We start from the raw sequence: 21,327 nt of genomic DNA, 5'->3' as shown, positions 1-21,327 counted from the left end.
CGACGACTTCCCTCGCGCAGGGCAAGCCGGGCAAGCAGATGGACATCCTGCGTTTCGCGACGGCCGGGAGCGTGGACGACGGCAAGTCCACCCTGATCGGGCGGCTGCTCTACGACTCGAAGTCGATCTTCGAGGACCAGCTGGAGTCGGTGGAGCGCACGAGCGCCGACCGCGGCGAGGAGTACACCAACCTGGCGCTGCTGACCGACGGCCTGCGGGCCGAGCGGGAGCAGGGCATCACGATCGACGTCGCCTACCGGTACTTCGCGACGCCGCGCCGCAAGTTCATCATCGCCGACACGCCCGGGCACATCCAGTACACCCGCAACATGGTGACCGGCGCCTCGACCGCCGACCTGGCGATCATCCTGGTGGACGCGCGCAAGGGCATCCTGGAGCAGTCCCGCCGGCACGCGTTCCTCACGACGCTGCTGCAGGTCCCGCACCTGGTCGTGGCGGTCAACAAGATGGACCTGGTCGGCTACGACCAGGACGTGTACGAGCGGATCGTGGACGAGTTCACCGCGTTCGCCTCCAAGCTGGAGGTGACCGACCTGACGTTCATCCCGCTGTCGGCGCTGCACGGCGACAACGTGGTCGAGCGCAGCGTGAACATGCCCTGGTACGACGGGTCGTCGCTGCTGCACCACCTGGAGCACGTCCACATCGCCTCGGACCGCAACCTGATCGACGTCCGGTTCCCCGTCCAGTACGTGATCCGGCCGCACGCCTCCACCGACCCCGACCTGCACGACTACCGCGGCTACGCGGGGCAGGTGGCGGGCGGGGTGCTCAAGCCGGGCGACGAGGTCGTGCACCTGCCGTCCGGGCTGACCACGACGATCACCGCCATCGACGGGCCGCACGGCCCGGTCGAGGAGGCGTACGCGCCGATGTCGGTCACGCTGCGGCTGGCCGACGACATCGACATCTCCCGCGGCGACATGATCGCCCGGCCGAACAACCGGCCGGAGACCGCGCAGGACCTCGACGCCATGATCTGCTGGATGACCCCGGACCGGGCCCTCACGCCGCGCACGAAGCTGATCGTCAAGCACACGACGCGGACGGCGAAGGCCCTGGTCAAGGAGCTGCACTACCGGCTGGACGTGAACACGCTGCACCGCGACGAGCAGGCCACCGCGCTCGGCCTGAACGAGATCGGCCGGATCTCGCTGCGGGTCACCCAGCCGCTGTTCGTCGACGACTACGGCCGCAACCGGCTGACCGGCGGTTTCATCCTCATCGACGAGGCCACCAACAACACCGTGGCGGCCGGGATGATCACCAGCGCCCGGTAGCGGCGAGCGGCCGACGGCCATCGGGCGGGTGAGGTTCACCTCCGCGTCCAGGGCCGGACGCGTGGCGGCGAGGGGGGAAATCTGCCGGTAATGTCGGGTGTCAACCCGCCCCCCGGCAGCACTGGAGTCCCCCGTGAACCAGCCCGTCCCCCCGGGCCGCCCGCGAGCCGCCGAGTGAAGGCGCTCGTGCTGGCGGGCGGATCCGGGTCCCGGCTCCGCCCGATCACGCACACCTCCGCCAAGCAGCTCGTCCCGGTCGCGAACAAGCCCGTGCTGTTCTACGGGCTGGAGGCGATCCGGGACGCGGGCGTCCGCGAGGTCGGCATCGTCGTCGGCGACACCGAGGCGGAGATCCGGGCGGCGGTCGGCGACGGGTCGCGGTTCGGGTTGGAGGTCACCTACCTGCGCCAGGACGCCCCGCGCGGGCTGGCGCACGCCGTGCTGATCGCCCGCGAGTACCTCGCAGGCGACGACTTCGTCATGTACCTCGGCGACAACTTCGTCGTCGGCGGCATCGACGACCTCGTCGGGCGGTTCCGCACGGACCGGCCCGCGGCGCAGATCATGCTGACCCGCGTCTCCGATCCGCGCGCGTTCGGCGTCGCCGAGCTCGACGGGGACGGCCGGGTCGTCGGGCTGGAGGAGAAGCCCGAGCACCCCAAGGGCGACCTGGCGCTCGTCGGGGTCTACCTGTTCGGTGCCGCCGTGCACGAGGCCGTCGCCGAGCTGAAGCCGTCCGGGCGCGGCGAGCTGGAGATCACCGACGCGATCCAGTGGCTGATCGACCACGGCCACCGGGTGGAGTCCACCGTGATCACCGGCTACTGGAAGGACACCGGCAACGTCACCGACATGCTGGAGGTCAACCGGCTCGTCCTGGAGAGCGCCGAGCCCCGGGTGGAGGGCGAGGTCGACGACGCCAGCGAGCTGATCGGCCGGGTCGTGGTGGAGACGGGCGCCCGCGTCGCCGGCTCCCGGATCGTCGGCCCGGTGATCGTCGGCGCCGGCTCGGTCGTCCGCGACTCCTACCTCGGTCCCTTCACCTCCATCGACCGCGACTGCGCGGTCATCGACAGCGAGATCGAGTACTCGATCGTGCTGCGCGGCGCGTCCATCGACGGTGTCGGCCGCATCGAATGCTCCCTGATCGGCCGTGAGGCCGAGGTCACGCCCGCCCCCCGGGTGCCGAAGGCGCACCGGCTCGTACTGGGAGACCACAGCAAAGTGCAGATCGGCAAATGAGCGCGCCACGGGTGCTGGTCACCGGCGGAGCCGGTTTCATCGGATCGCAGTACGTGCGGGAGCTGGTGCGCGGCGCCTACCCGGAGTGGGCGGGCGCGGCGGTGACCGTGCTCGACAAGCTCACCTACGCGGGCAACCTCGCCAACCTGGAGCCCGTCGACGGGGCGTACACGTTCGTGCGGGGCGACGTGTGCGACGCCGAACTGCTCGCCGAGGTGGTCCCGGGCCACGACGCGGTGCTGAACTTCGCGGCCGAGTCGCACGTCGACCGGTCCATCGCGAGCGCCGGCGAGTTCGTCCGCACCAACGTCCTCGGCGTGCAGACGCTGATGCAGGCGTGCCTGGACGCGGGGACGCCGCGGGTCGTGCAGATCTCCACCGACGAGGTGTACGGCAGCGTCGACGAGGGCTCCTGGGACGAGGACGCGCCGCTCGCGCCGAACTCGCCGTACTCGGCGGCCAAGGCGGGCGGAGACATGATCGCGCGGGCGTACGCGCGGACGCACGGGCTGCCCGTCAGCATCACCCGCTGCGGCAACAACTACGGGCCGTACCAGTACCCGGAGAAGGTCGTCCCGCTGTTCGCCACCAACCTGATGGACGGGCGCACCGTCCCGCTGTACGGCGACGGCGGGAACGTCCGCGACTGGATCCACGTCGCCGACCACTGCCGCGGCATCCAGGTGGCGGCCGAGCGCGGCGCGCCCGGTGAGGTCTACCACATCGCCGGGACGGCGGAGCTGACGAACCTGGAGCTCACCCGGCGGCTGCTGGACGCGCTCGGTGCCGGCTGGGACCGGGTGGAGCGCGTCGAGGACCGCAAGGGCCACGACCGCCGCTACTCGCTGTCGGACGCCCGGCTGCGCGCGCTCGGCTACGCTCCGCGTGTGCCGTTCGAGGAGGGGCTAGCCGAGACCGTCCGCTGGTACGCCGAGAACCGGACCTGGTGGGAGCCGTTGAAGAAGCGCACCGAGGACGCGGCATGAGCTGGCTCGTCACCGGCGCCGGAGGGATGCTCGGCACCGACCTGGTGGCGCGGCTGCGGGCCGCGGACGTCGAGGTCGCCGCCTGCCCCCGGGACGTCCTGGACCTGCGGGACGCGAGCGCCGTGAGCGCGGCGCTGCTGCGGCACCGGCCCGAGGTCGTCGTCAACTGCGCCGCCTGGACGGCCGTGGACGACGCCGAGGCCCACGAGGAGGAGGCGCTCGCCGTCAACGGCACGGCGGTCCGGGTGCTGGCCGAGGGCTGCGCGGCGATCGGGGCGCGGCTCGTGCAGCCGTCCACCGACTACGTCTTCGACGGGAAGGCCGGGGAGCCGTTCGCCGAGGACGCGCCGACCGCCCCCGTCAACGCCTACGGGCGCACCAAGCTCGCGGGCGAGCGGGCCGTGCTCGGCTACGAGCGCGGCTACGTGGTCCGCACCGCCTGGCTGTACGGCGCGCACGGCCGCAACTTCGTCGCGACGATGGCGCGGCTCGCCGCCGAGCGCGACACCGTCGACGTCGTCGACGACGAGGTGGGCCAGCCGACCTGGACCGGTGACCTGGCCGACCGGATCGTCCTGCTCGGGTCGTCGCGGGCCCCGGCGGGGATCTACCACGGGACGAACGCGGGGCGCACGAGCTGGTACGGGCTGGCCCGCGAGGTGTTCACGCTGCTCGGCCACGATCCGGACCGGGTCCGGCCGACGACCGCCGGCCGGTTCGCGCGGCCCGCGCCCCGTCCCGCGTTCAGCGTCCTCGGCCACGACCGCTGGGCGGCGGCGGGGCTGGCGCCCATGCGCGACTGGCGCGCGGCGCTGCACGCCGCCTGGCCCGCGCTGCGCGGAGCTCAGAGCGGCGACCCGAGCCTGGCGTAGTGATCGAGGCAGTCCTGGTAGCGGGGGAGCAGCCCGGTGGCGAGGGCCTCCTGCAGAGAGGGCGCCGTCGCGTCCTTCTCCGACAGGACGTGCTCGACGTCCGCGGGCCACTCGATGCCGATCTCCGGGTCGAGCGGGTGGATCCCGTGCTCGCGCTTCGGGGTGTAGGGCTCCGAGCACATGTAGATCACGGTCGCGTCGTCGGTCAGGGCCATGAAGCCGTGCCCGAGACCCTCGGCGACGTACAGGCAGCCGCGGGTCTCGTCGTCCAGCCGCACGAACTCCCACCGCCCGAAGGTGGGGGAGCCGACCCGCAGGTCCACGACGACGTCCAGGATCGCGCCGCGCATGCAGGTGATGTACTTCGCCTGCCCCGGCGGGACGTCCGCGAAGTGGACGCCGCGCAGGGTGCCCCGGCTGGACACCGAGCAGTTCGCCTGCGCGATGTTCATCGGGTGCCCGACATGCTTCTGGAGGTCGTCGCTCCGGAGCCACTCATGGAACGATCCGCGCTGGTCACCGTGCACGCGGGGGGTGAACAAGTAAGTACCGTTGATGCTGAGTGGATCCACATGCGCAAGAATGCCACACGGCCCCCCGCAGAGATGGACGTCACAGCATGAGAGCCCACTCCTCCCGTGCGCTCCGCCTCGCCGCCGGTGGCGCGGCGGCCGCGCTCGTGGTCCCGATATCCCCCGCGCCCGCTCCCGCGCGCGCCGCGGCGCCCGCCGTGAGACCCAGCCCGGCACCGGGCCCGGCCGTGACCAGCACCGCTCCCGCGACGCCCGCTTTCCGGCCGGCCGACCCCCGGCTCGCCAACCCGTCGGGTCTCGTCGCGGGCGTGCTGCACCCGGACATCTGGTGGACGATCGCGGCCGGAACCGGCCGCCCGCTGCTCTTCGCGCTCGACGCCCGCGGCCGCACCCGCGCGACCTACACGCTCGCGGGCGCGGCCGCCGGCCGGCTGAACGCGATCACGATCGTGAAGAACGGCTCGGGCGAGTCCGGGCTGTTCGTCGGCGACCTCGACGAGGGCCGCGCGGGCAGCCTCACCCTGCACCGGGTCGCCGAGCCGGCCGCGCTCTCCGGCGGCGCGCTGCCGGTCAAGTCGTTCCGGGTCAAGTACCCCGACGGGGGCCACCAGGGCGGCGCGCTGCTCGCCGACCCCGCCGAGAGCCGCGTCTACATCATCACCAGGAGCGCGACCGCCGCCGCCGTGTTCGCCCTCCCCGGCGTCCTCGGCCCGCAGGGCAACGCGCTGACCCGGCTGCGGACGCTGGCGTTCCCCGTCCGGGGCGGGGAGTTCACCCGTGACGGCCGCGTGGTCCTCAAGACGACCCGCGACGTGCGGGTGCTGCCCGGGATCCGGGCGGAGGTCGGCCAGGTCGTGCGGACCGCCGCCCGGCTGAGCGGGAACGCGTTCGCGGTGGCCTCCGACGGCCGGCGCGTCCTCATCGCCGACCCCGGCGCCAAGCCGGTGTTCCGGGCCGTGGCGCTGCCGGACGGCGCGCGGCCCGCGACGGCGGCGTCGGCCTCGGCGTCGCCGGGGACGGTGCCGCTGGCCGACCAGTCGCCGGTGACGATCCCGTCCAAGTCGGGACCGCCCGGAGGGCTGCTCGGCACCGGCGCCCTCATCGGCCTGGTGCTGCTAGGGCTCCTCGGAGGAGCCCTCTACATCCGGGGACGGCGGCAGAGCCGACCCCGGCACGGTTGACCAGGGCCCGGACGTCAGAGCGCGAAGGGCTCCGCTGTCCAGAGCCGTGCGCCCTGCCTCGCGGCCGGGCCCGCCGGCCGGGCCGTCCGGCTGCGCCTCCGCCGCCGCGACCGGCTCCGTGACAGACGCCGCGACCGACGCCGTCAACGACGCGCCGCCCGGCACCGGGACGGCTCCGTGGCCGGCCCCGGCGGGCGCCACCAGGCCGTCGCCCTGCCGGCGCAGCGTCTCCGCCCACGCGACGAGCAGCAGCAGCCACACGTTGGAGACGTTCGCGGGCGCCGCCAGGCCCTCGGTGGTCATGCTGTCGGCGAGGAAGAACCCGAGGACGCCGAGGAGCATGCCCGCGTCCGCGCGCAGCGTCCGGTACCGGGTCACCACCAGCAGCACGAACCCGAGCGTCAGCAGCAGCGCCGCGAACGCCGCGGTGCCGACCGTCCCGTTGTCGACCAGGGCGTTGACGAACGCGTTGTGCCCGCCGCCGAGGCCCATGTCGTCCAGGAACAGCCCGCGCGAGGCGCCGAGCCCGCGGCCGAAGATCGGCTCCTCGGAGTAGGCCGTCATCGCCAGCGACCACAGATCAGTGCGGGAGTTCAGCGAGGCCAGCTTCTCCGCCGTCTCGCCGCGCGCCACGAACGCCAGGATGGTGTCGGAGAACGCCAGCACCGCGAGGACGGTCACGGCCATGCCGAGGACCACCAGGTCGATCCGGCCCTTCGGGCCCCGCGCGGTGGCCAGCAGCACCAGCAGGCCCGCCGCGCAGCCGAGCGCCGCGCCGCGCGTGCCGGTGGCGACGAGCGCCCCCGTCAGCACGACCAGCGCCCCCGCGTAGATCGCCGGATGCCAGAGCCGGTCCTCCGGCGTCGTCCAGCGGATCAGGAAGCCCACCGTCAGCAGGACGGCGATGCCCAGGTACACGCCGGCGATGACCGGGTGGACGTACAGCCAGTTGAAGCGGTTCTCGGTCAGATGGGTGCGGGGGAAGGGGTGAACGACCCCGATGCCGACCGACGCGATCACGATCCCGACGAACGCGTGCGCGAGCCGGCGCAGGTCGCCCGGCGTCGCCCGGGTCGCCACCGTGTGCGCGACCAGCATGGTGATCATCAGCTGGGCGCCGCGGACCATCCCCAGCGACTTGAACGGCGACCACAGCGCCGAGAACGCCACGTACCCGCAGAACGCCCAGGCGGCGAACAGCAGCCCGGTGATGCGGCGGGTGGGGGCCCGCAGCCCGAACCTGTGCACCAGATAGAGGGCGGCCATCCCGTAGATGGCGACCTCCACCAGGACGGTCAGGTCGGCGCTGCCGCCCACGGCCTGGTCGACCGCGCGGCTGCGCAGCTTGTAGTCACTGGCGAGCATGAGGGCGAGCGGCAGCGTCCACGCCCACCACCCGGCGCTCGCCGCGGGCGGCCGGCGGCGCGGGAACAGTCCCCGTACCGCCACGCCGGTGACTGCCATGGCGCCCCCACAGATCGCTCGCCGAAGCCCGTGCCGCCGGTCCCCGCCGCGGAACCGTGCCGCCGGACCGTGCCCGTCCAGGATGCCGGTATAAGGGCGGCCCGGTTAAGACTCAGCCAAGAATACGGGCGACGGGCCGGTACCCTGTCCGCTGTGAATCGAGCGACCCTCCCCGGCCCGGTCGTCTCCGCGGGCCGATCGGTGATCCGCGGCTACGGGATGAGCACCGCCGCGCTGCGCCCCGGCCCCGACTTCCTGCTGATCGGCGCGAAGCGGGGCGGTTCCACGTCGCTGTACTACACGCTGCTGGAGCATCCCCGGGTGATGCCGCTGTTCCCGAACGCGCGGCTGCTCCCCAAGGACAACCACACCAAGGGCGTCCACTACTTCGACTCCCACTACACCAAGGGGAGCGCCTGGTACCGGTCGCACTTCCCCGCCTCGGCCCGCCGGTCCGGCAAGGTCGTGGGGGAGGGGTCGCCCTATTACCTGTTCCATCCCCTCGCGGCGGAGCGGGCCGGACGCGACGTCCCCGAGGCCAGGATCCTGCTGGTGCTGCGCGACCCGATCGAGCGCGCGTTCTCCCACTACCGGGAGCGGCGCCGGCAGGACGCCGAGGAACTGGCGACGTTCGAGGAGGCGCTGGAGGCCGAGGCGGGCCGCCTCGAAGGCGAGGAGGAGCGCATCGCCGCCGAACCCGGCTACATCAGCTACGCGCACGAGCAGCAGTCCTACCGGGCGCAGGGCGAGTACGCGCCGCACCTGCGGCGCTGGATGGAGCACTTCCCGGCCGAGCGGATCCACGTCCTCGCCGCCGAGGACTTCTACGCCGACCCGCAGACCGCCATCGACGGTGTCGCGCGGTTCCTCGGCCTGGAGCCCGCGCCACTGCCGCCCTCCGCGATCAAGGTGTGGAACGCGGCGCCGAGCCAGGACCTCGCGCCGGAGACACGGCGACGCCTGGCCGAGCACTACGCCCCCTTCAACGCCGACCTCGAAGCCCTCCTCGACCGCACCTTCCCTTGGCAGTACTAATTGCAAGCCCGGCCCACTTCGCTCGCTGGCGCTCGCTTCGTGACCGTTCTTGTGCGAGCGCGAATCGCTTCGCGATCTTCCCGGCGGGGCTCGCCTCCGGCTTCGCCCCGCCGGTCAGGTCGCGCGCTCGCGTGACGGCTGAGGACCGTTCGGAGTTGTTTCCAGGGTCGGTGGTTCGGTCAGAAGAGCCAGGTGCCTACGTGGCGGGCGCCTGCCGGTTTGCCCAGGAGGCGGGCCACGAAGTCCGGTAGGGGGAGTGCGGCGGACGCGTCGGCCTCGCCGGCGACCGTTCGTTCCAAGGTGCCCTGGCCGTCGGCGGCGGCGGAGGAGTCGTGGGTCTGGCCGCGGGCCTCCTGGCCGGTCTCCGATCGGAACCGGCCGAGGTCGGTGTAGGTCGTCCGGCCGCCCGAGCCGCGCGCCCACAGCACCAGCGTGCGCGGGGCGTGCGTGTCGGGCCGGACGTAGACGTTGCCGTTGACGGTCAGGCCCATCCGCCCGGCGCCGCGTTCGCCGGAGGCGTCCTCCACGCACAGCAGGCACGGGGTGTCGGGGCGCGCGTCGGCGAGCGTGTTGTTGCTCACGGTGATCTTCTCGACGCGCCAGGTCATCGCCGGGTCCGGGCCCTTCTGCCGCGGGTCGCGGCCGGGCGTGCGGGGGTCGTCGCGGCGGCGGCCGTCCTGGACGAGGTGGACCGTGCGGCCGTTCCCGGTCAGCGTGTTGTTCCAGATCTGGACGTCGGAGGTGTCGTTCACCTTCACGCCGTCACCGCCGTTGTCGGCGATGACGTTGCCCGCGACGACGGCCTTGGCGCTCAGCTCCAGCGACACGCCGTGGTCGGCGTTGCGGACGATCCGGTTGCGGGCCAGCGTGATGTCGTAGACGGACTCGTCCATCCAGACGCCCTTGCCGAGGTTGCCGGCGACCGCGCCGCCGACGACGGCGACCTTGCGCGACCGGGTGACCTTGATGCCCCCCGACACCGGCGAGTACTTGAACCGCTCCACGTTGTTGCCCGCGCTGCGCACCGATTCCAGCCGCAGGTCGTCGGCCTGGTTGGCGTGGACGCCGAGCAGCCCGTTGCGCTCGGTGGTGACCCGCCGGATCCGGGCGTGCGGGGCGAGGACGCTGAGGCCGGTCGTGGCGGAGTCGTCGACGACCACGTTCTCGACGGTGACGTCCGGGGCGGTGACCTTCACGCTGCCCATCTGGGGGAGCGCGGTGGCGTACCGGCGGACGCCGAAACCGCGCAGCACCGAGCCCGCCCCCTGCACGGTGATCGCCTCGCCGAGCGTGCTGGCCCGCACGTCGTGCCCGCGCGGGTCCGAGCCCACGTAGAGGCGGCGGGCGCCCTCGTCGATGTAGAACGTCCCGCCCGTCACCTGGTCCCGCCGGCCGACCTGGCGCTGTGCGACGCCGTCGACCCACACCTGGTCGGGGTGGGCTGCCATCGGGTGGTCGGGCGAGACGAACCGGAAGTCGGCGTCGCCGCTCTCCCCGGCGCCCGCCGTGTAGGTGGGGCTGGCGTCGAACCGCGCCGTCCACCCCTCCTTCACCCAGGCCGCGTTGCCGGGGCGCCAGCCGGTGACGGGCGAGGCGCCGTCGAACCAGGCGGCCTCGCGGGGGTGGGACTGGATCGTCAGCCGCTTGCCGGACGGGACGGTCACGGTCTCGTGGTAGACGCCCCCGCGCAGCACGATCGTGCCCTTCGGCCGCGCCTTGGCGACCGCCTTGGCGACCGTCCGCAGCGGGTGCCGCTTCGAGCCGTCGGCGCCGTCGCTCCCGGACGGCGACACGAACAGGGCCCCGCCCGGGACCTTGTAGGAGGTGGCGCCGACGGCCGCGGAGCCCGGGGGGCCGGGCGGCGCGGCGGGGGCGGGCGGGCCGTCGTGGCTGCGCGGCAGCTGCCAGCCGAGGAAACCGACCGCCGCGATCACCGGCAGGGCGAGCACCCGGACGATGACCGCGCGGTGCGAGCTGTGCGCCATGACTTGCCCCTTGACCCCCGGAGACCGTTGACCACCGAAATTACCCACCGCACGGCCGTCCGGCCACTCGCGTCGCTCCCACGGCCCGGAGGTCAGTGCCGCAGGGAGCCCGCGAACAGGGCGGTCTTGTGCTGGGCGTCGAAGGTGACCCCGAGGGTGACCTGCTTGTATCCGGTCGCGGGCAGGTCGAAGGCGTAGGACGCCGCGCGCTTCCCGCCCGCGGCGACCGTCCCGTAGAAGTCGTTGATGTTGGCGTAGGACGTCGGGCTGGCCAGGGCCTTCGCCGGCCCGTAACGGGCGACGACCCGGACCTTGTTGAGGTCCAGCGGCCGCGCCGAGCCGTTGCCGAAGCGCAGCGTGAAGATCGTGAGGACGCGGCCGGGGATCTCGCCGGGCCCCTGCCCCTTGCTCTTGACATAACGGATGTCACTGATCGCCACGGTGACCTTGTCGTTGTAGGTCACCGGCTTGCGCAGGCCCGTCGTCGACTTCAGCGCGAGCGACCCCGGCGCGGCGTTGGCCTGTGCCTCCGGCTGCGCGCTCGGCGGCGGCGGCGCGGGCTTGCCGGCGGCCTTCTTCTTCTCGCCGGAGCAGCCGGTCAGCGCGAGCGCGAGGGCCAGGGCCGCACCCGTCGCGACGAAGATCGGCGGGCGCGCTCCACCGTGGGACATGCGACTCTCTCCTCGGTCGTCGATGCTGAAGTCACTGGTCAGGCGCAGTCTAGATGTTCCCCTTCGGTTACCCTGCCTTTACTTCCGTGGCCGTGGGGGGACGGAAGCCGAGGCTCAAGGGAACGCCAGTGAGATCTGTACTTTCGCATCCGGGCGCCGCGCGCGTCCGCCGAACGGCCGTCGCGGCGGTGACCGCGGTCTCGGCCGCGGTGCTCGGCGCGTCGGCGCTGCCGCCCGTGCCGGCGGCCGCCGACACCGATCCTCCCGCCGGGACGCCGCCGACGGTGACCGCCGACCCGCTGCCGACGTGGCAGGTGGACGGCGTCGTGTGGAGCATGGCGACCGTCGGGAACACCGTCTACGCGACCGGCGACTTCACCAAGGCGCGTCCACCGGGCACGTCCGCGGGGGACGCGCGCGAGGTGGCGCGCAAGAACATCCTGGCGTTCGACCTCACGACGGGCGAGCTGGTCACCTCGTTCTCCCACACGCTGAACGGCCAGGGCCTGCGGATCGTGGCCTCGCCCGACGGCGGGCGCGTCTACGTCGGCGGCGACTTCACCACCGTCGACGGGCAGACCCGCAACCACGTCGCGGCCTTCGACACCGCCACCGGCGCGCTCGACCCGGCCTTCCGCCCATCGGTGTCGGCCAAGGTCCGCGGCATCGCCGCGACCGGCTCCACCGTGTACCTCGGCGGGAACTTCTTCAGCGTCAACGGCAAGGCGCGGACGCGGCTCGCCGCGGTCCGGGCCTCCGACGGCGCGAACGTCGACACCTGGACGCCGAGGGCCGACGACGACGAGGTGATGGCGCTCGCGCTCTCGCCCACCGCCACGCGGGTCCTCGTCGGCGGCCGGTTCCAGCGGCTGAACGGGGCCGCCCAGGTCGGCATCGGCGCGGTGGACGCGTCCACCGGGGCGACCTCGACGTGGACGAGCAGGCCCATCCCCACGAAGAAGGACGCCACCCACTTCTCCTACGTCACCGACCTGTTCGTGTCGGGCGACACCGTCTACGGCTCGGCGGACGGCGAGGGCGGCCACTGGTTCGACGGCCGGTTCGCCGCCAAGGCGTCCAACGGCGACCTCGTGTGGCTGGACAACTGCTATGGCGCGACCTACGGCATGTTCGCGCAGGGCCAGGCGATCTACAGCGCCTCGCACGCGCACGCCTGCGAGTCGCTGGGCGCCTTCCCCGAGACCAGCCCGACGACGTGGCATCGCGCGCTCGCCGAGACGGCCTACGCGACGGGCGCCGACAAGGCCCCACCGGGTTCGAACAGCAACTACAGCAAGCAGCCCGTCCCGAGCCTGCTGCACTGGTTCCCCACGCTCGCGGCCGGGTCGTTCACCAAGCAGTACCAGGCGGCCTGGGCCGTCACGGGCAACGCCTCCTACGTCGCCATGGGCGGCGAGTTCCCGAAGGTGAACGGCAAGGGACAGCAGGGCCTCGTCCGCTTCGCGCTGAAGGCGAACGCGCCGAACAAGGCCGGCCCGCAGGCCGCCGAACTGGCGGCGCCGAAGGCGCAGGCTCTCCCCGACGGGACGGTCCGTGTCTCGTGGACCACCACCTGGGACATGGACAACGCCACCCTGAAGTACGAGGTGCTCCGGGATAACGGCACGGCCCCCATCGGCACCGTCGAGAAGCCGTCGGCGTTCTGGTCCAAGCCCGGCGCGGCGTTCCTCGACAAGACGGCCCCGCCCGGGACCGCGCACACCTACAAGGTCCGGGCCGTGGACCCGTCCGGCAACGCCGCCGCCAGCGCCGCGTCCGCCGCGGTGACCCCGGCCGGGACGCTGGGAGCCTACGCGGGCGAGGTCGGCGCGGACGGCGCAGCCGCCTACTGGCGCCTCGACGAGAGCGGCGGCCCCGCCTACGACCGCGCGGGCGTGAACGACCTCACGCTCGGCACCGGCGTGACACGCGGCCAGTCCGGCGCCCTCGTGGGCGATCCCGACCGGGCGGTCGCCTTCGGCGGCACGTCCACGGGCACCGGCGCGAGCGGCGCGGCCGCCGCGCCGAGGAACCTGAGCGTCGAGGCGTGGGTGCGGACCACCGCCCGCACCGGCGGGAAGATCATCGGCTACGGCAGCGCCGCGACCGGTCTCAGCGCGCGCTACGACCGCCAGCTGTACATGACCAACGACGGCCGGGCGGTCTTCGGCGTCAACTTCGGCGGGGTCAAGACCGTGCAGAGCGGCGCCGGGCTCAACGACGGCAAGTGGCATCACCTCGTCGGCACCGTCGACGAGACCACCGGGCTGCGGCTGTACGTCGACGGCGCGCAGGCCGGAGCCGACGCGTCGGCGAAGAACGGCGAGGACTACACGGGTTACTGGCGGATCGGCGGCGACAACCTCAGCGGCTGGCCGAGCAAGCCGTCCAGCAACTTCCTCAACGGCACGCTCGACGAGGTGGCGGTGTACCCGCGCGCGCTGACCGCCGCCGAGGTGGCCCGCCACCGCGGGCTCGGTACCGGGACGGTCAAGCCCAACCAGCCTCCGTCGGCCGCGTTCACCGTGTCCTGCGACGAGCTGACCTGCGCGTTCGACGGGTCGGGCTCCGCCGACGCCGACGGCTCCGTGGCCGGCCACGCGTGGGACTTCGGCGACGGCGCGACCGGCACGGGCGCCAAGCCGTCCCACACCTACGCCTCCGCGGGCGCCCGCACGGTCAAGCTCGTCGTCACCGACGACCGCGGCGCGACCGGCGAGGCCGCGCACCCCGTCACGGTGACCTCCAGGACTCTCGCCGCCGACGCGTTCGGCCGCACCGTCGCGAACGGCTGGGGGACGGCCGACACCGGCGGCGCCTGGACCATGGCCGGCAGCGGCGCCGCGACCTCGGTGGACGGTGCGGGCAGGATCGGGCTCACCGCCGCCAAGGCGGACGGCGGGGCCTACGCCGGCGCCGTGTCCTCCGGTGACACCGACCTCACCTTCACGGTCACCGCCGACAGGGAGGGCACCGGCAACGGCGTCTACGTCTGGGCCGCCGGACGCCGCGTCGCCGGTCAGGGCGAGTACCGGGCACGGATCAGGCTCCGCCCGTCCGGCGTCGTGTCGCTGCAGCTCAGCCGCACCGACGCGGGCAACACCGAGACCGCGATCGGCGGCGAGCAGACGGTCGCGGGGCTGACCTACGCCCCGGGCGCGCCGCTGCGGCTGCGGCTCCAGGTCACCGGCTCGGCTCCGGCCACGCTGCGGGCGAAGGTCTGGGCGGACGGCACGGCCGAGCCCGGCTGGCAGGTCACCGGCACCGACGCGACCCCCGGCCTCCAGGCCCCGGGCTCGGTCGGCGTGCGCGCCTACCTGGCGGGCAACGCCACCAACGCGCCCGTGCTCGTGACGGTGGACGACCTCAAGGCCGTGGTGCCCACGGTGGAGTAAGCCCGGTGGGGTAAGAGGCGGCGACGCCCGAAGGCGCTCCGAGGTTCACGCCTCGGAGCGCCTTTCTTCTCACAAAAGACGGAAAAGAGCGCTATACCGCATGGACGAAGGCCGGAGTTTCGGAATTCGGTCACGATTTCATAAGTCGCCCGATGTCGAGGGCGGCGCGGCCACTAGGATCGCCAGTCCGGAGTGACCGCAGGGGTCACAGGGAGCCCATGGAGCAAGGGATCCGACTTGTGAAAGCTCTTTTGCGACAGCGCCGGGCGAGCACGCGAGCGGGCCTGGCGGCCGCGGCCGTCGTCGCGCTCGGCGGCGCGTCCTTCATGCCCGTCGCCACCGCCGGGGCCGACACCGCCCCCGGCGTCGGCACGCCGGCGACGGTGAGCGCCGACCCGCTGCCGACCTGGCAGGTGGACGGCGTCGTGTGGAGCATGGCGACGGTCGGCAACACGGTCTACGCGACCGGCAAGTTCACCAAGGCGCGTCCGCCGGGCACGGCGCCCGGCAACGCCAAGGAGGTCACGCGCAACAACATCCTCGCGTTCGACCTCACGACCGGGAACCTCGTCACCTCGTTCGCGCACTCGCTGGACGGCCAGGGCCTGCGGATCGTGGCCTCGCCCGACGGCAAGCGCGTCTACGTCGGCGGCGAGTTCACCACCGTCGACGGCAAGGCGCACAACCGCCTCGCCGCGTTCGACACCGCCACCGGCAAACTGGTCGACGCGTTCGCGCCGAAGGTCGGCAACAAGGTGCGCGCGATCGCCGCGACCACCTCGACGGTGTACTTCGGCGGCAACTTCTTCAACGTCAACGGCAAGTCGCGGACCAGGCTCGCGGCGGTGAAGGCGTCGAACGGCGCCAACGTCGACACCTGGCGGCCCACCGCGGACGACAACGAGGTCTTCGCGATGGCGCTGGCGCCCGGCGGCACGCGGGTGCTCATCGGCGGCCGGTTCCAGAAGCTCAACGGCGCCGAGCACGTCGGCATCGGCGCGGTCAGCGCCTCCAACGGCGCGTCCGCGGAGTGGAGCAGCCGCCCCATCCCGACCAAGCAGGACGACGAGCACTACTCGTACGTGACCGACCTGTTCGTGTCGGGCGACACCGTCTTCGGCTCGGCGGACGGCGAGGGCGGCCACTGGTTCGACGGCCGGTTCGCCGCCAAGGCCGCCGACGGCGAGCTGACGTGGCTGGACAACTGCTACGGCGCGACCTACGGCATCTTCGCGCAGAGCCAGGCCGTCTACAGCGTGTCCCACGCGCACGCCTGCGAGTCGCTGGGCGCCTTCCCGGAGACCAAGCCCCAGACCTGGCACCGGACGCTCGCCGAGACCAAGGTCGCGACGGGCCGTGACCAGGCGCCCCCCGGCTCCAACAGCAACTACAGCAAGCAGCCGATCCCGAGCCTGCTGCACTGGTTCCCGACCCTCGCGGTGGGGACGTTCACCAAGCAGAACCAGGCGGCCTGGGCCGTCACGGGCAACGAGACCTACGTCGCCATCGGCGGCGAGTTCCCGAAGGTCAACGGCAAGGGGCAGCAGGGCCTCGTCCGCTTCGCCGTGAAGGCCAAGGCACCGAACAAGACCGGCCCGGTGAAGGCCGACCTCGCGGCGCCGGAGGCGGTCAAGCTCAGCTCCACCAGGAACAAGGTCAACTGGCGGGCCACCTGGGACATGGACAACGTCGCCCTCACCTACGAGGTGCTGCGCGACAGCGGGACCGTCGCCATCGGCACGGTCAAGCAGAACTCCACGTTCTGGAACCGGCCGAACCTGAGCTTCACCGACGCGGCGGCCCCCAAGGGCAAGCACACCTACAAGATCCGAGTGAAGGACCCGCTGGGCAACACGCTCACGAGCGCGGCCTCCAACTCGGTGGGCTGACGCCCGCGAAGAGCAGGCAGTGAGCGCCCCGGTGACCCCACCGGGGCGCTCATCTTGTTGACAGCCCTGCGTCCTGAACCGGCGTCCTAGACGGGGACGGGCGTCATGGAGCGCAGGACGGCGTCCAGGCGCTCATTGAACGGCGCGTCGTGGTCGGCGCCGGACCGCCGCGCCACCCGCTCCCGCCAGAACTCCACCGCCTCCTCGGGGCCGGTGGCGCCGTCCGCGCCGGACGGCCTGCCGAACACGACCGCGTGCGTCGCCTCGTAGTAGACGCGGTCGGCGTCGGGGGGCGCCCACGAGGCGTCCTCCCAGTCGATCAGCCAGGGCGCGCCGGCGCCGCAGCGGCGCAGGTTCCACGCGGTCAGGTCGCCGTGCATCGGCGCCCAGTGGCCGGGCGTGCCGGACGGGCGGGGCAGCACCCCCGCCAGCCGCCGCCCGATCTCCGCGGCCAGCGGCCCGATCGCCGCGCCGCGCGCCGGGCGGGCGGGCCGCGGCGGCATCGCCTCGATGAGCATCCAGCTCCAGCCCGCCGTCACGTCGCGGTCGAGCACCCGCGGCACCCGGAAGCCCTCGGCCCTGCCCTCCGGGAACGCCGACAGCGCCACCCGCTCCCGGTCGAGCTCGCCCCGGTCCGCGCGGACCTTGAGGAAGCCGAGGGGCCGGCCGCGGCGCAGCAGGACCGCCGCGAGCCCGGACGCCCGCCGCGACGCCTGCGGCCGCTCGTAGACGGCGAGGCCGTCGAACGGGCCGATCCGCGCCGCGAGCTCCGCCCACCGCTCGGCGCCGCCCGGCGGGTCCCAGCCGACCCGGGGTCCGGGCACCGCCCGTGGTCCCGCCACCGCCACCGCGCCGTACAGCGCCCACTGCGCGGCGAGCGCGGGCAGCTTGGACCGGGTCAGCAACGCCACCCCGGCGAGGGCCGCGCGCCGGGACCCGGCCGGAACCAGGATGTTCCCGGTCCCCATCCGGGGACGGACGAACTGTCCGGTAGTGGTCATCTGAGGCGCGCTCATCGGGGACGGACGGTCTTGCGCGACAGCCGCCGTGCCATCAGGTCCTCGCAGAGCCGCTCGTAGGCGGCCGCCACGTCGTCCCACACGTACCGCTCGGAGGCGCGCTTGCGGGCCTCCTCGCCGCGGTCGGCCGCCGCGCCGGGGTCGGCCTCGGCCGCCTCGATCCGCGCCGCCAGCTCGCCCGCGTCGGCGAAGAAGCGGCCCGCCTCCTCGCCCAGCACCTCGCGGTTGAAGTTGACGTCGAAGGCGAGGACCGACGCCCCGGCGCCCATGGCGCGCAGCAGCGACGGGTTCGTCCCGCCCACCGAATGGCCGTGGATGTAGGTGAGGGCGCCCGCGTACAGCGCGTCGAGAAGGTCCTGGTCCCACACGCCGCCCAGGAACGTGATGCGCGGGTCGTCGCCCGCCAGCTCCTTCACCTGGGCGGTGTACTCGTCGGCGTACGGCGCCGACCCCACCACGACCAGCGGTCTCGTCGCCGAGCTGCGGCGGTAGCCCTCGACCGCGACGTGGACGTGGTTCTCCGGCTCGAACCGGGCCACGACCAGGTGGAACCCGCCCGGCTCATATCCGGCGTCCGCGAGTTTCTCGGTGTCGGTACATTCCAGGATCGGCGCGCCATAGGGGATGAACACCGACTCGGCGCCGAACTTCTCGCGGTAGTAGTCCTGGATGCCGGCGGCGTCGGCGATCAGCGCGTCCGACCAGCGCACGGCGAGGGACTCGGCGGCGCGGTAATAGCGCTGCCCTGTACCGCTCCATTTCGTGCGCTTCCACTCCAGGCCGTCCACGTGGGTGGCCACGGGTATGCGCAGCGTGCGCAGCACCGGCAGCAGCGGGGCGTTGGCCGCGTTGAACACCAGCGCCACGTCCGCGCCCTCCCGCGCGATCTTGCCGCGGAAGGCGTGCAGCACCGACAGCCCGGTGTGGCTGAGCGTCTCGGCGACCTTCTTCTCGATCGCGGGCAGGTACACCAGCCGCATGCCGAGGTACTCGGGCTCGGGATGGCGCTCGCCGCGGCAGTAGACGGTGACCTCGTGCCCGCCGGCGACGAGCCGTTTGCCGATCTCCTCCACCGCCGTTTCGAAGCCGCCGTATCGTGCCGGCACTCCGCGAGTCCCTACCATGGCGATGCGCACCAGTACCCCCATCCCTCTAGACGCACCCTTTTGTCATTTGATCCGCACAGGTTACGCGCAAGGGGTACTGCGCGTCTTGACGGTAAACCAGAGTTAACCTGAAGGTTGCGAGACGCCGGTGGCCAGGGGGACTGGACCACCGGAAAGGAGGCCAGGTGGGGGAACGGCAGACGAGATCCGCGGTGGTGCTGGCGCATCCCTCGCCCGATCTCTACGGCTCCGACCGGATGCTCGTCGAGTCGGTCCGGGCGCTCGCGCCGCAGCGACGCGTCGTGGTGACGCTGCCCGCCGACGGCCCCCTCTCCCAGGCGCTGCGCGACGCGGGCGCCGAGGTCGTCGTGCTGCCCGTCCCGGTGCTCCGCAAGGCGTTCATGTCCCCGCTCGGCCTGGTGCGGCTGTCGTTCGCCACCGCCCGCTCGCTGCCCCGCGCCCGTCGGCTGCTGCGCCGCGAGCGCGCCGCCGTCCTCTACGTCAACACCGTGACGATCCCCCTGTGGCTCGTCGCCGCGCGGCTCGCCCGCGTCCCCGCGCTGTGCCACGTCCACGAGGCCGAGGACGGCGTGCCCGGCCCCGTCCGCGCCGCGCTGTCGGCGCCGCTGCGGCTCGCCCGCACGGTCGTGGTCAACAGCCGGGCCAGCGCCGCCGCGCTCGGCGGCGCCGGGCGCCGCGCCCAGATCGTCTACAACGGCGTGGAGGAGCCCCCCGCGACGGTCCCGCCCCGGGCCGAACCCGGCCCGCCCGCCCGTATCGTGCTGGTGGGGAGGCTCTCCCCGCGCAAGGGGTCCGATGTCGCGGTGAAGGCCGTCCGGCTGCTCCGCGAGCGCGGGTACGATGCCAATCTGACCCTGATCGGCAGCGTCTTCCCGGGCTACGAGTGGTTCGAGGAGGAACTGCGGTCCCTGGCCGGCGGTGACGAGGGGGTGGTCTTCGCGGGCTTCCGCGCCTCGGTCTGGGAATCGTTCGCCGAGGCGGACATCGCGATCGTGCCCTCGCGCGTCGAACCCTTCGGGAACGTCGCGGTCGAGGCGATGCTGGCCGGCCGGCCGGTGGTCGCCAGTGCCGCGCAGGGGCTCGTCGAGATCGTCGCCGACGGCGAGAACGGCGTCCTGGTCCCCCCGGACGACCCGGCCGCCCTGGCCGACGGCATCGCCCGTCTGCTGGACGACTGGGACGGCGCCCTGGCGATGGCCAAGCGGGCCCGCGACGACGCCGCCCGGCGGTTCGGCAAGGACCGCTACCACCGCGAGCTGCGGGACGCCGTCGGCCGTCTCGCCCCGCCCGCCAACGCCTCGCCCGCCAACGCCACCCCGTCCACGCCCTCCTGAGGACTCAGACACCCGATGACAGCACAGACCCCCGTCACACCGGAGATCAGCCTCGTCGAGGCCGTCTGGCGCTACCGGCTGATGTCGCTCATCATCGTGCTGGCGTGCGTCCTCGCCTCGGTCGCGGCGACGCAGATCCTGTTCAGCGGCGCCACGGCCACCGCGAGGTTCGCGGTCACCGACCCCACCAACAACAACAACGCGCTGCGCCTCGGCGTCATGTCCGGCCAGGGCTACGCCGCCTACACCGCGCAGCGCGCGGCCTTCGCCTCCTCCACGCCGGTCATGGCCCGCGCCGCCGAGATCCTCAAGAACAAGAAGGGGCCGAGCCTCACCGGCGGGCAGCTCCGCGGCCGGGTGAAGACCTCCAGCAAGCCCGACGGCGGCGTGGTCATCGTCACCGCGAGCGGCGCCAGCGTCGCCGAGGCCGCGGCCGTCGCGAACTCCGTCCTGCAGGCCTACCAGGACGTCACGGTCTCCACCAACACCGGCAAGTTCGACGAGCAGATCAAGAATCTCCAGGCCCTGGAGAAGAAGACCACCCAGGACATGGAGCTCACCCAGTCCGGGAGCCGCACCTACCGGCTGCTCGCCGCCCAGCTCACCAAGCTGCAGACCGAGGAGAGCGGTCTCCTGTCGGCCCGCTCCAAGACCAACGACGGCGTCCAGTTCCTCGACACCGCCGACCCGACGGGGGCGGCCCCCAGCAAGCTCCCGCAGAACGCCGTGATCGGCCTCGCCCTCGGCGTGATCATCGCCTGTGTGGTGTCGTTCCTGCGCGCCTCCTCCCGGGGCCGGCCGCGCGGGACCGGCGCGCCGGCGGTCCCCGCGGGCGACCTCGGTGCCGCCGCGGGCGCGCCGCCGAGCGGGCTGCTCGGTGGGCCCTACCCCGCCCATCCGGTCGCCGAGCTGCCCGCGGGCCGCTCCTACCAGGGGCGGCGGCACGCCGGTGAGCGTCCCGACTCCGGCCGTACCGGCGAGGGCCGGCGCGGCGAGGGACGCCACAGCGAAGGCCGGTTGAGCGACGGCCGGCTGAGTGAAGGTCGGCTGAGCGAGGGCCGGTACAGCGAGGGCCGGTTGAGCGAGGGCCGGTTGAGTGACGGTCGGCTGAGTGACGGTCGGCTGAGTGACGGTCGGCTGGGCGAGCGGCGCGACGAGGGCCGCCGTGAGGAGCCCGGCTCCGGGCGGAGCCGCCCGTCGCGCCGGGCCCGCGGCCGGACGTCCCCCGCCCCCGCCGAACGCGGTGACCGGTCCTGGTCGGCCGACGACGTGCTCGGCACCGGCGGCCCGCAC

Annotated in this window: 15 protein-coding genes and 1 pseudogene; 10 read left to right on the top strand and 6 right to left on the bottom strand. The window is 73.2% G+C overall.

Annotation, left to right across the window (positions count from 1 at the left end):
- Window positions 1–38 precede the first annotated feature (38 nt).
- The 4 genes from E1291_RS05970 (at window position 39) to rfbD (ending at window position 4,401) form a co-directional block, all read left to right on the top strand.
- Window positions 39–1,301, top strand: coding sequence for a sulfate adenylyltransferase subunit 1 (locus tag E1291_RS05970; protein WP_131736739.1), 1,263 nt, complete (start codon window positions 39–41; stop codon window positions 1,299–1,301).
- 174 nt (window positions 1,302–1,475) lie between these two features.
- Entirely contained in the window at window positions 1,476–2,543 is a 1,068-nt protein-coding gene (locus E1291_RS05965; RefSeq protein WP_131736708.1) for a glucose-1-phosphate thymidylyltransferase, read from the top strand.
- The gene (rfbB, locus tag E1291_RS05960; protein WP_131736706.1) at window positions 2,540–3,529 is read left to right on the top strand and encodes a dTDP-glucose 4,6-dehydratase; all 990 of its coding nucleotides are present in this window, start codon (window positions 2,540–2,542) and stop codon (window positions 3,527–3,529) included. The genes E1291_RS05965 and rfbB overlap by 4 nt, the downstream gene beginning before the upstream one ends.
- Complete coding sequence (gene rfbD, locus E1291_RS05955) at window positions 3,526–4,401, top strand: dTDP-4-dehydrorhamnose reductase (RefSeq protein WP_131736704.1); 876 nt, start codon at window positions 3,526–3,528, stop codon at window positions 4,399–4,401. The genes rfbB and rfbD overlap by 4 nt, the downstream gene beginning before the upstream one ends.
- Here the strand turns inward: rfbD and rfbC are convergent.
- Window positions 4,374–4,973, bottom strand: coding sequence for a dTDP-4-dehydrorhamnose 3,5-epimerase (gene rfbC, locus E1291_RS05950; protein WP_131736702.1), 600 nt, complete (start codon window positions 4,971–4,973; stop codon window positions 4,374–4,376). The two genes, rfbD and rfbC, sit on opposite strands and share 28 nt — an antisense overlap.
- Before the next feature lie 47 nt (window positions 4,974–5,020).
- Here rfbC and E1291_RS05945 point away from each other — a divergent pair, with 47 nt between their 5' ends.
- Complete coding sequence (locus E1291_RS05945; RefSeq protein WP_131736700.1) at window positions 5,021–6,115, top strand: hypothetical protein; 1,095 nt, start codon at window positions 5,021–5,023, stop codon at window positions 6,113–6,115.
- Here E1291_RS05945 and E1291_RS05940 read toward each other — a convergent pair.
- Complete coding sequence (locus tag E1291_RS05940; RefSeq protein WP_165494978.1) at window positions 6,050–7,579, bottom strand: O-antigen ligase family protein; 1,530 nt, start codon at window positions 7,577–7,579, stop codon at window positions 6,050–6,052. The genes E1291_RS05945 and E1291_RS05940 overlap by 66 nt on opposite strands.
- Before the next feature lie 153 nt (window positions 7,580–7,732).
- Here E1291_RS05940 and E1291_RS41795 point away from each other — a divergent pair, with 153 nt between their 5' ends.
- Window positions 7,733–8,614 (top strand): sulfotransferase domain-containing protein, encoded by an 882-nt coding sequence (locus E1291_RS41795; protein ID WP_165494977.1) that lies wholly within the window; start codon window positions 7,733–7,735, stop codon window positions 8,612–8,614.
- 179 nt (window positions 8,615–8,793) lie between these two features.
- Here the strand turns inward: E1291_RS41795 and E1291_RS05930 are convergent, their stop codons facing one another.
- Window positions 8,794–10,599: a right-handed parallel beta-helix repeat-containing protein gene (locus tag E1291_RS05930; protein WP_131736693.1), complete on the bottom strand. Its 1,806-nt coding sequence runs from the start codon at window positions 10,597–10,599 to the stop codon at window positions 8,794–8,796.
- A gap of 92 nt (window positions 10,600–10,691) precedes the next feature.
- A complete protein-coding gene (locus tag E1291_RS05925) occupies window positions 10,692–11,270 on the bottom strand; it encodes a hypothetical protein (RefSeq protein WP_131736691.1) in 579 nt (192 codons plus the stop codon).
- A 128-nt stretch (window positions 11,271–11,398) separates the two neighbouring features.
- On the opposite strand from E1291_RS05925, the gene E1291_RS43795 reads away from it, so the two are divergent.
- Window positions 11,399–14,665, top strand: coding sequence for a LamG-like jellyroll fold domain-containing protein (locus tag E1291_RS43795; RefSeq protein ID WP_131736689.1), 3,267 nt, complete (start codon window positions 11,399–11,401; stop codon window positions 14,663–14,665).
- A gap of 239 nt (window positions 14,666–14,904) precedes the next feature.
- Window positions 14,905–16,554: a PQQ-binding-like beta-propeller repeat protein gene (locus E1291_RS05915; RefSeq protein ID WP_131736687.1), complete on the top strand. Its 1,650-nt coding sequence runs from the start codon at window positions 14,905–14,907 to the stop codon at window positions 16,552–16,554.
- A gap of 86 nt (window positions 16,555–16,640) precedes the next feature.
- On the opposite strand, the gene E1291_RS05910 is transcribed toward E1291_RS05915, so the two are convergent.
- Together E1291_RS05910 and E1291_RS05905 are read right to left on the bottom strand one after the other, a co-directional pair.
- Window positions 16,641–17,555 (bottom strand): protein kinase family protein, encoded by a 915-nt coding sequence (locus tag E1291_RS05910; protein WP_131736685.1) that lies wholly within the window; start codon window positions 17,553–17,555, stop codon window positions 16,641–16,643.
- An 11-nt stretch (window positions 17,556–17,566) separates the two neighbouring features.
- Window positions 17,567–18,679: a glycosyltransferase gene (locus E1291_RS05905; protein ID WP_207400583.1), complete on the bottom strand. Its 1,113-nt coding sequence runs from the start codon at window positions 18,677–18,679 to the stop codon at window positions 17,567–17,569.
- 185 nt (window positions 18,680–18,864) lie between these two features.
- Between E1291_RS05905 and E1291_RS05900 the strand changes: the two genes are divergently transcribed.
- Both E1291_RS05900 and E1291_RS05895 read left to right on the top strand, forming a co-directional pair.
- Window positions 18,865–20,034: a glycosyltransferase family 4 protein gene (locus tag E1291_RS05900; protein WP_242613967.1), complete on the top strand. Its 1,170-nt coding sequence runs from the start codon at window positions 18,865–18,867 to the stop codon at window positions 20,032–20,034.
- 15 nt (window positions 20,035–20,049) lie between these two features.
- Window positions 20,050–21,327: pseudogene (locus E1291_RS05895) on the top strand (hypothetical protein); the annotation flags it as partial.

Origin of the sequence: Actinomadura roseirufa (assembly GCF_900659635.1) — a bacterium.
GTDB lineage: Bacteria > Actinomycetota > Actinomycetes > Streptosporangiales > Streptosporangiaceae > Spirillospora > Spirillospora roseirufa.
The sequence above is the reverse complement of the archived record's forward strand: the minus strand, read 5'-3'. Positions and strand labels throughout refer to the sequence as shown.

What these genes read in the sequence shown, in the direction of transcription:
- E1291_RS05970 (WP_131736739.1), top strand. Translation starts at nt 39, where the DNA reads ATGGACATCCTGCGTTTCGCGACGGCCGGGAGCGTGGACGACGGCAAG.
- rfbB (WP_131736706.1), top strand. Translation starts at nt 2,540, where the DNA reads ATGAGCGCGCCACGGGTGCTGGTCACCGGCGGAGCCGGTTTCATCGGA.
- rfbD (WP_131736704.1), top strand. Translation starts at nt 3,526, where the DNA reads ATGAGCTGGCTCGTCACCGGCGCCGGAGGGATGCTCGGCACCGACCTG.
- E1291_RS05945 (WP_131736700.1), top strand. Translation starts at nt 5,021, where the DNA reads ATGAGAGCCCACTCCTCCCGTGCGCTCCGCCTCGCCGCCGGTGGCGCG.
- E1291_RS05940 (WP_165494978.1), bottom strand. Translation starts at nt 7,579, where the DNA reads ATGGCAGTCACCGGCGTGGCGGTACGGGGACTGTTCCCGCGCCGCCGG.
- E1291_RS05930 (WP_131736693.1), bottom strand. Translation starts at nt 10,599, where the DNA reads ATGGCGCACAGCTCGCACCGCGCGGTCATCGTCCGGGTGCTCGCCCTG.
- E1291_RS05925 (WP_131736691.1), bottom strand. Translation starts at nt 11,270, where the DNA reads ATGTCCCACGGTGGAGCGCGCCCGCCGATCTTCGTCGCGACGGGTGCG.
- E1291_RS05910 (WP_131736685.1), bottom strand. Translation starts at nt 17,555, where the DNA reads ATGACCACTACCGGACAGTTCGTCCGTCCCCGGATGGGGACCGGGAAC.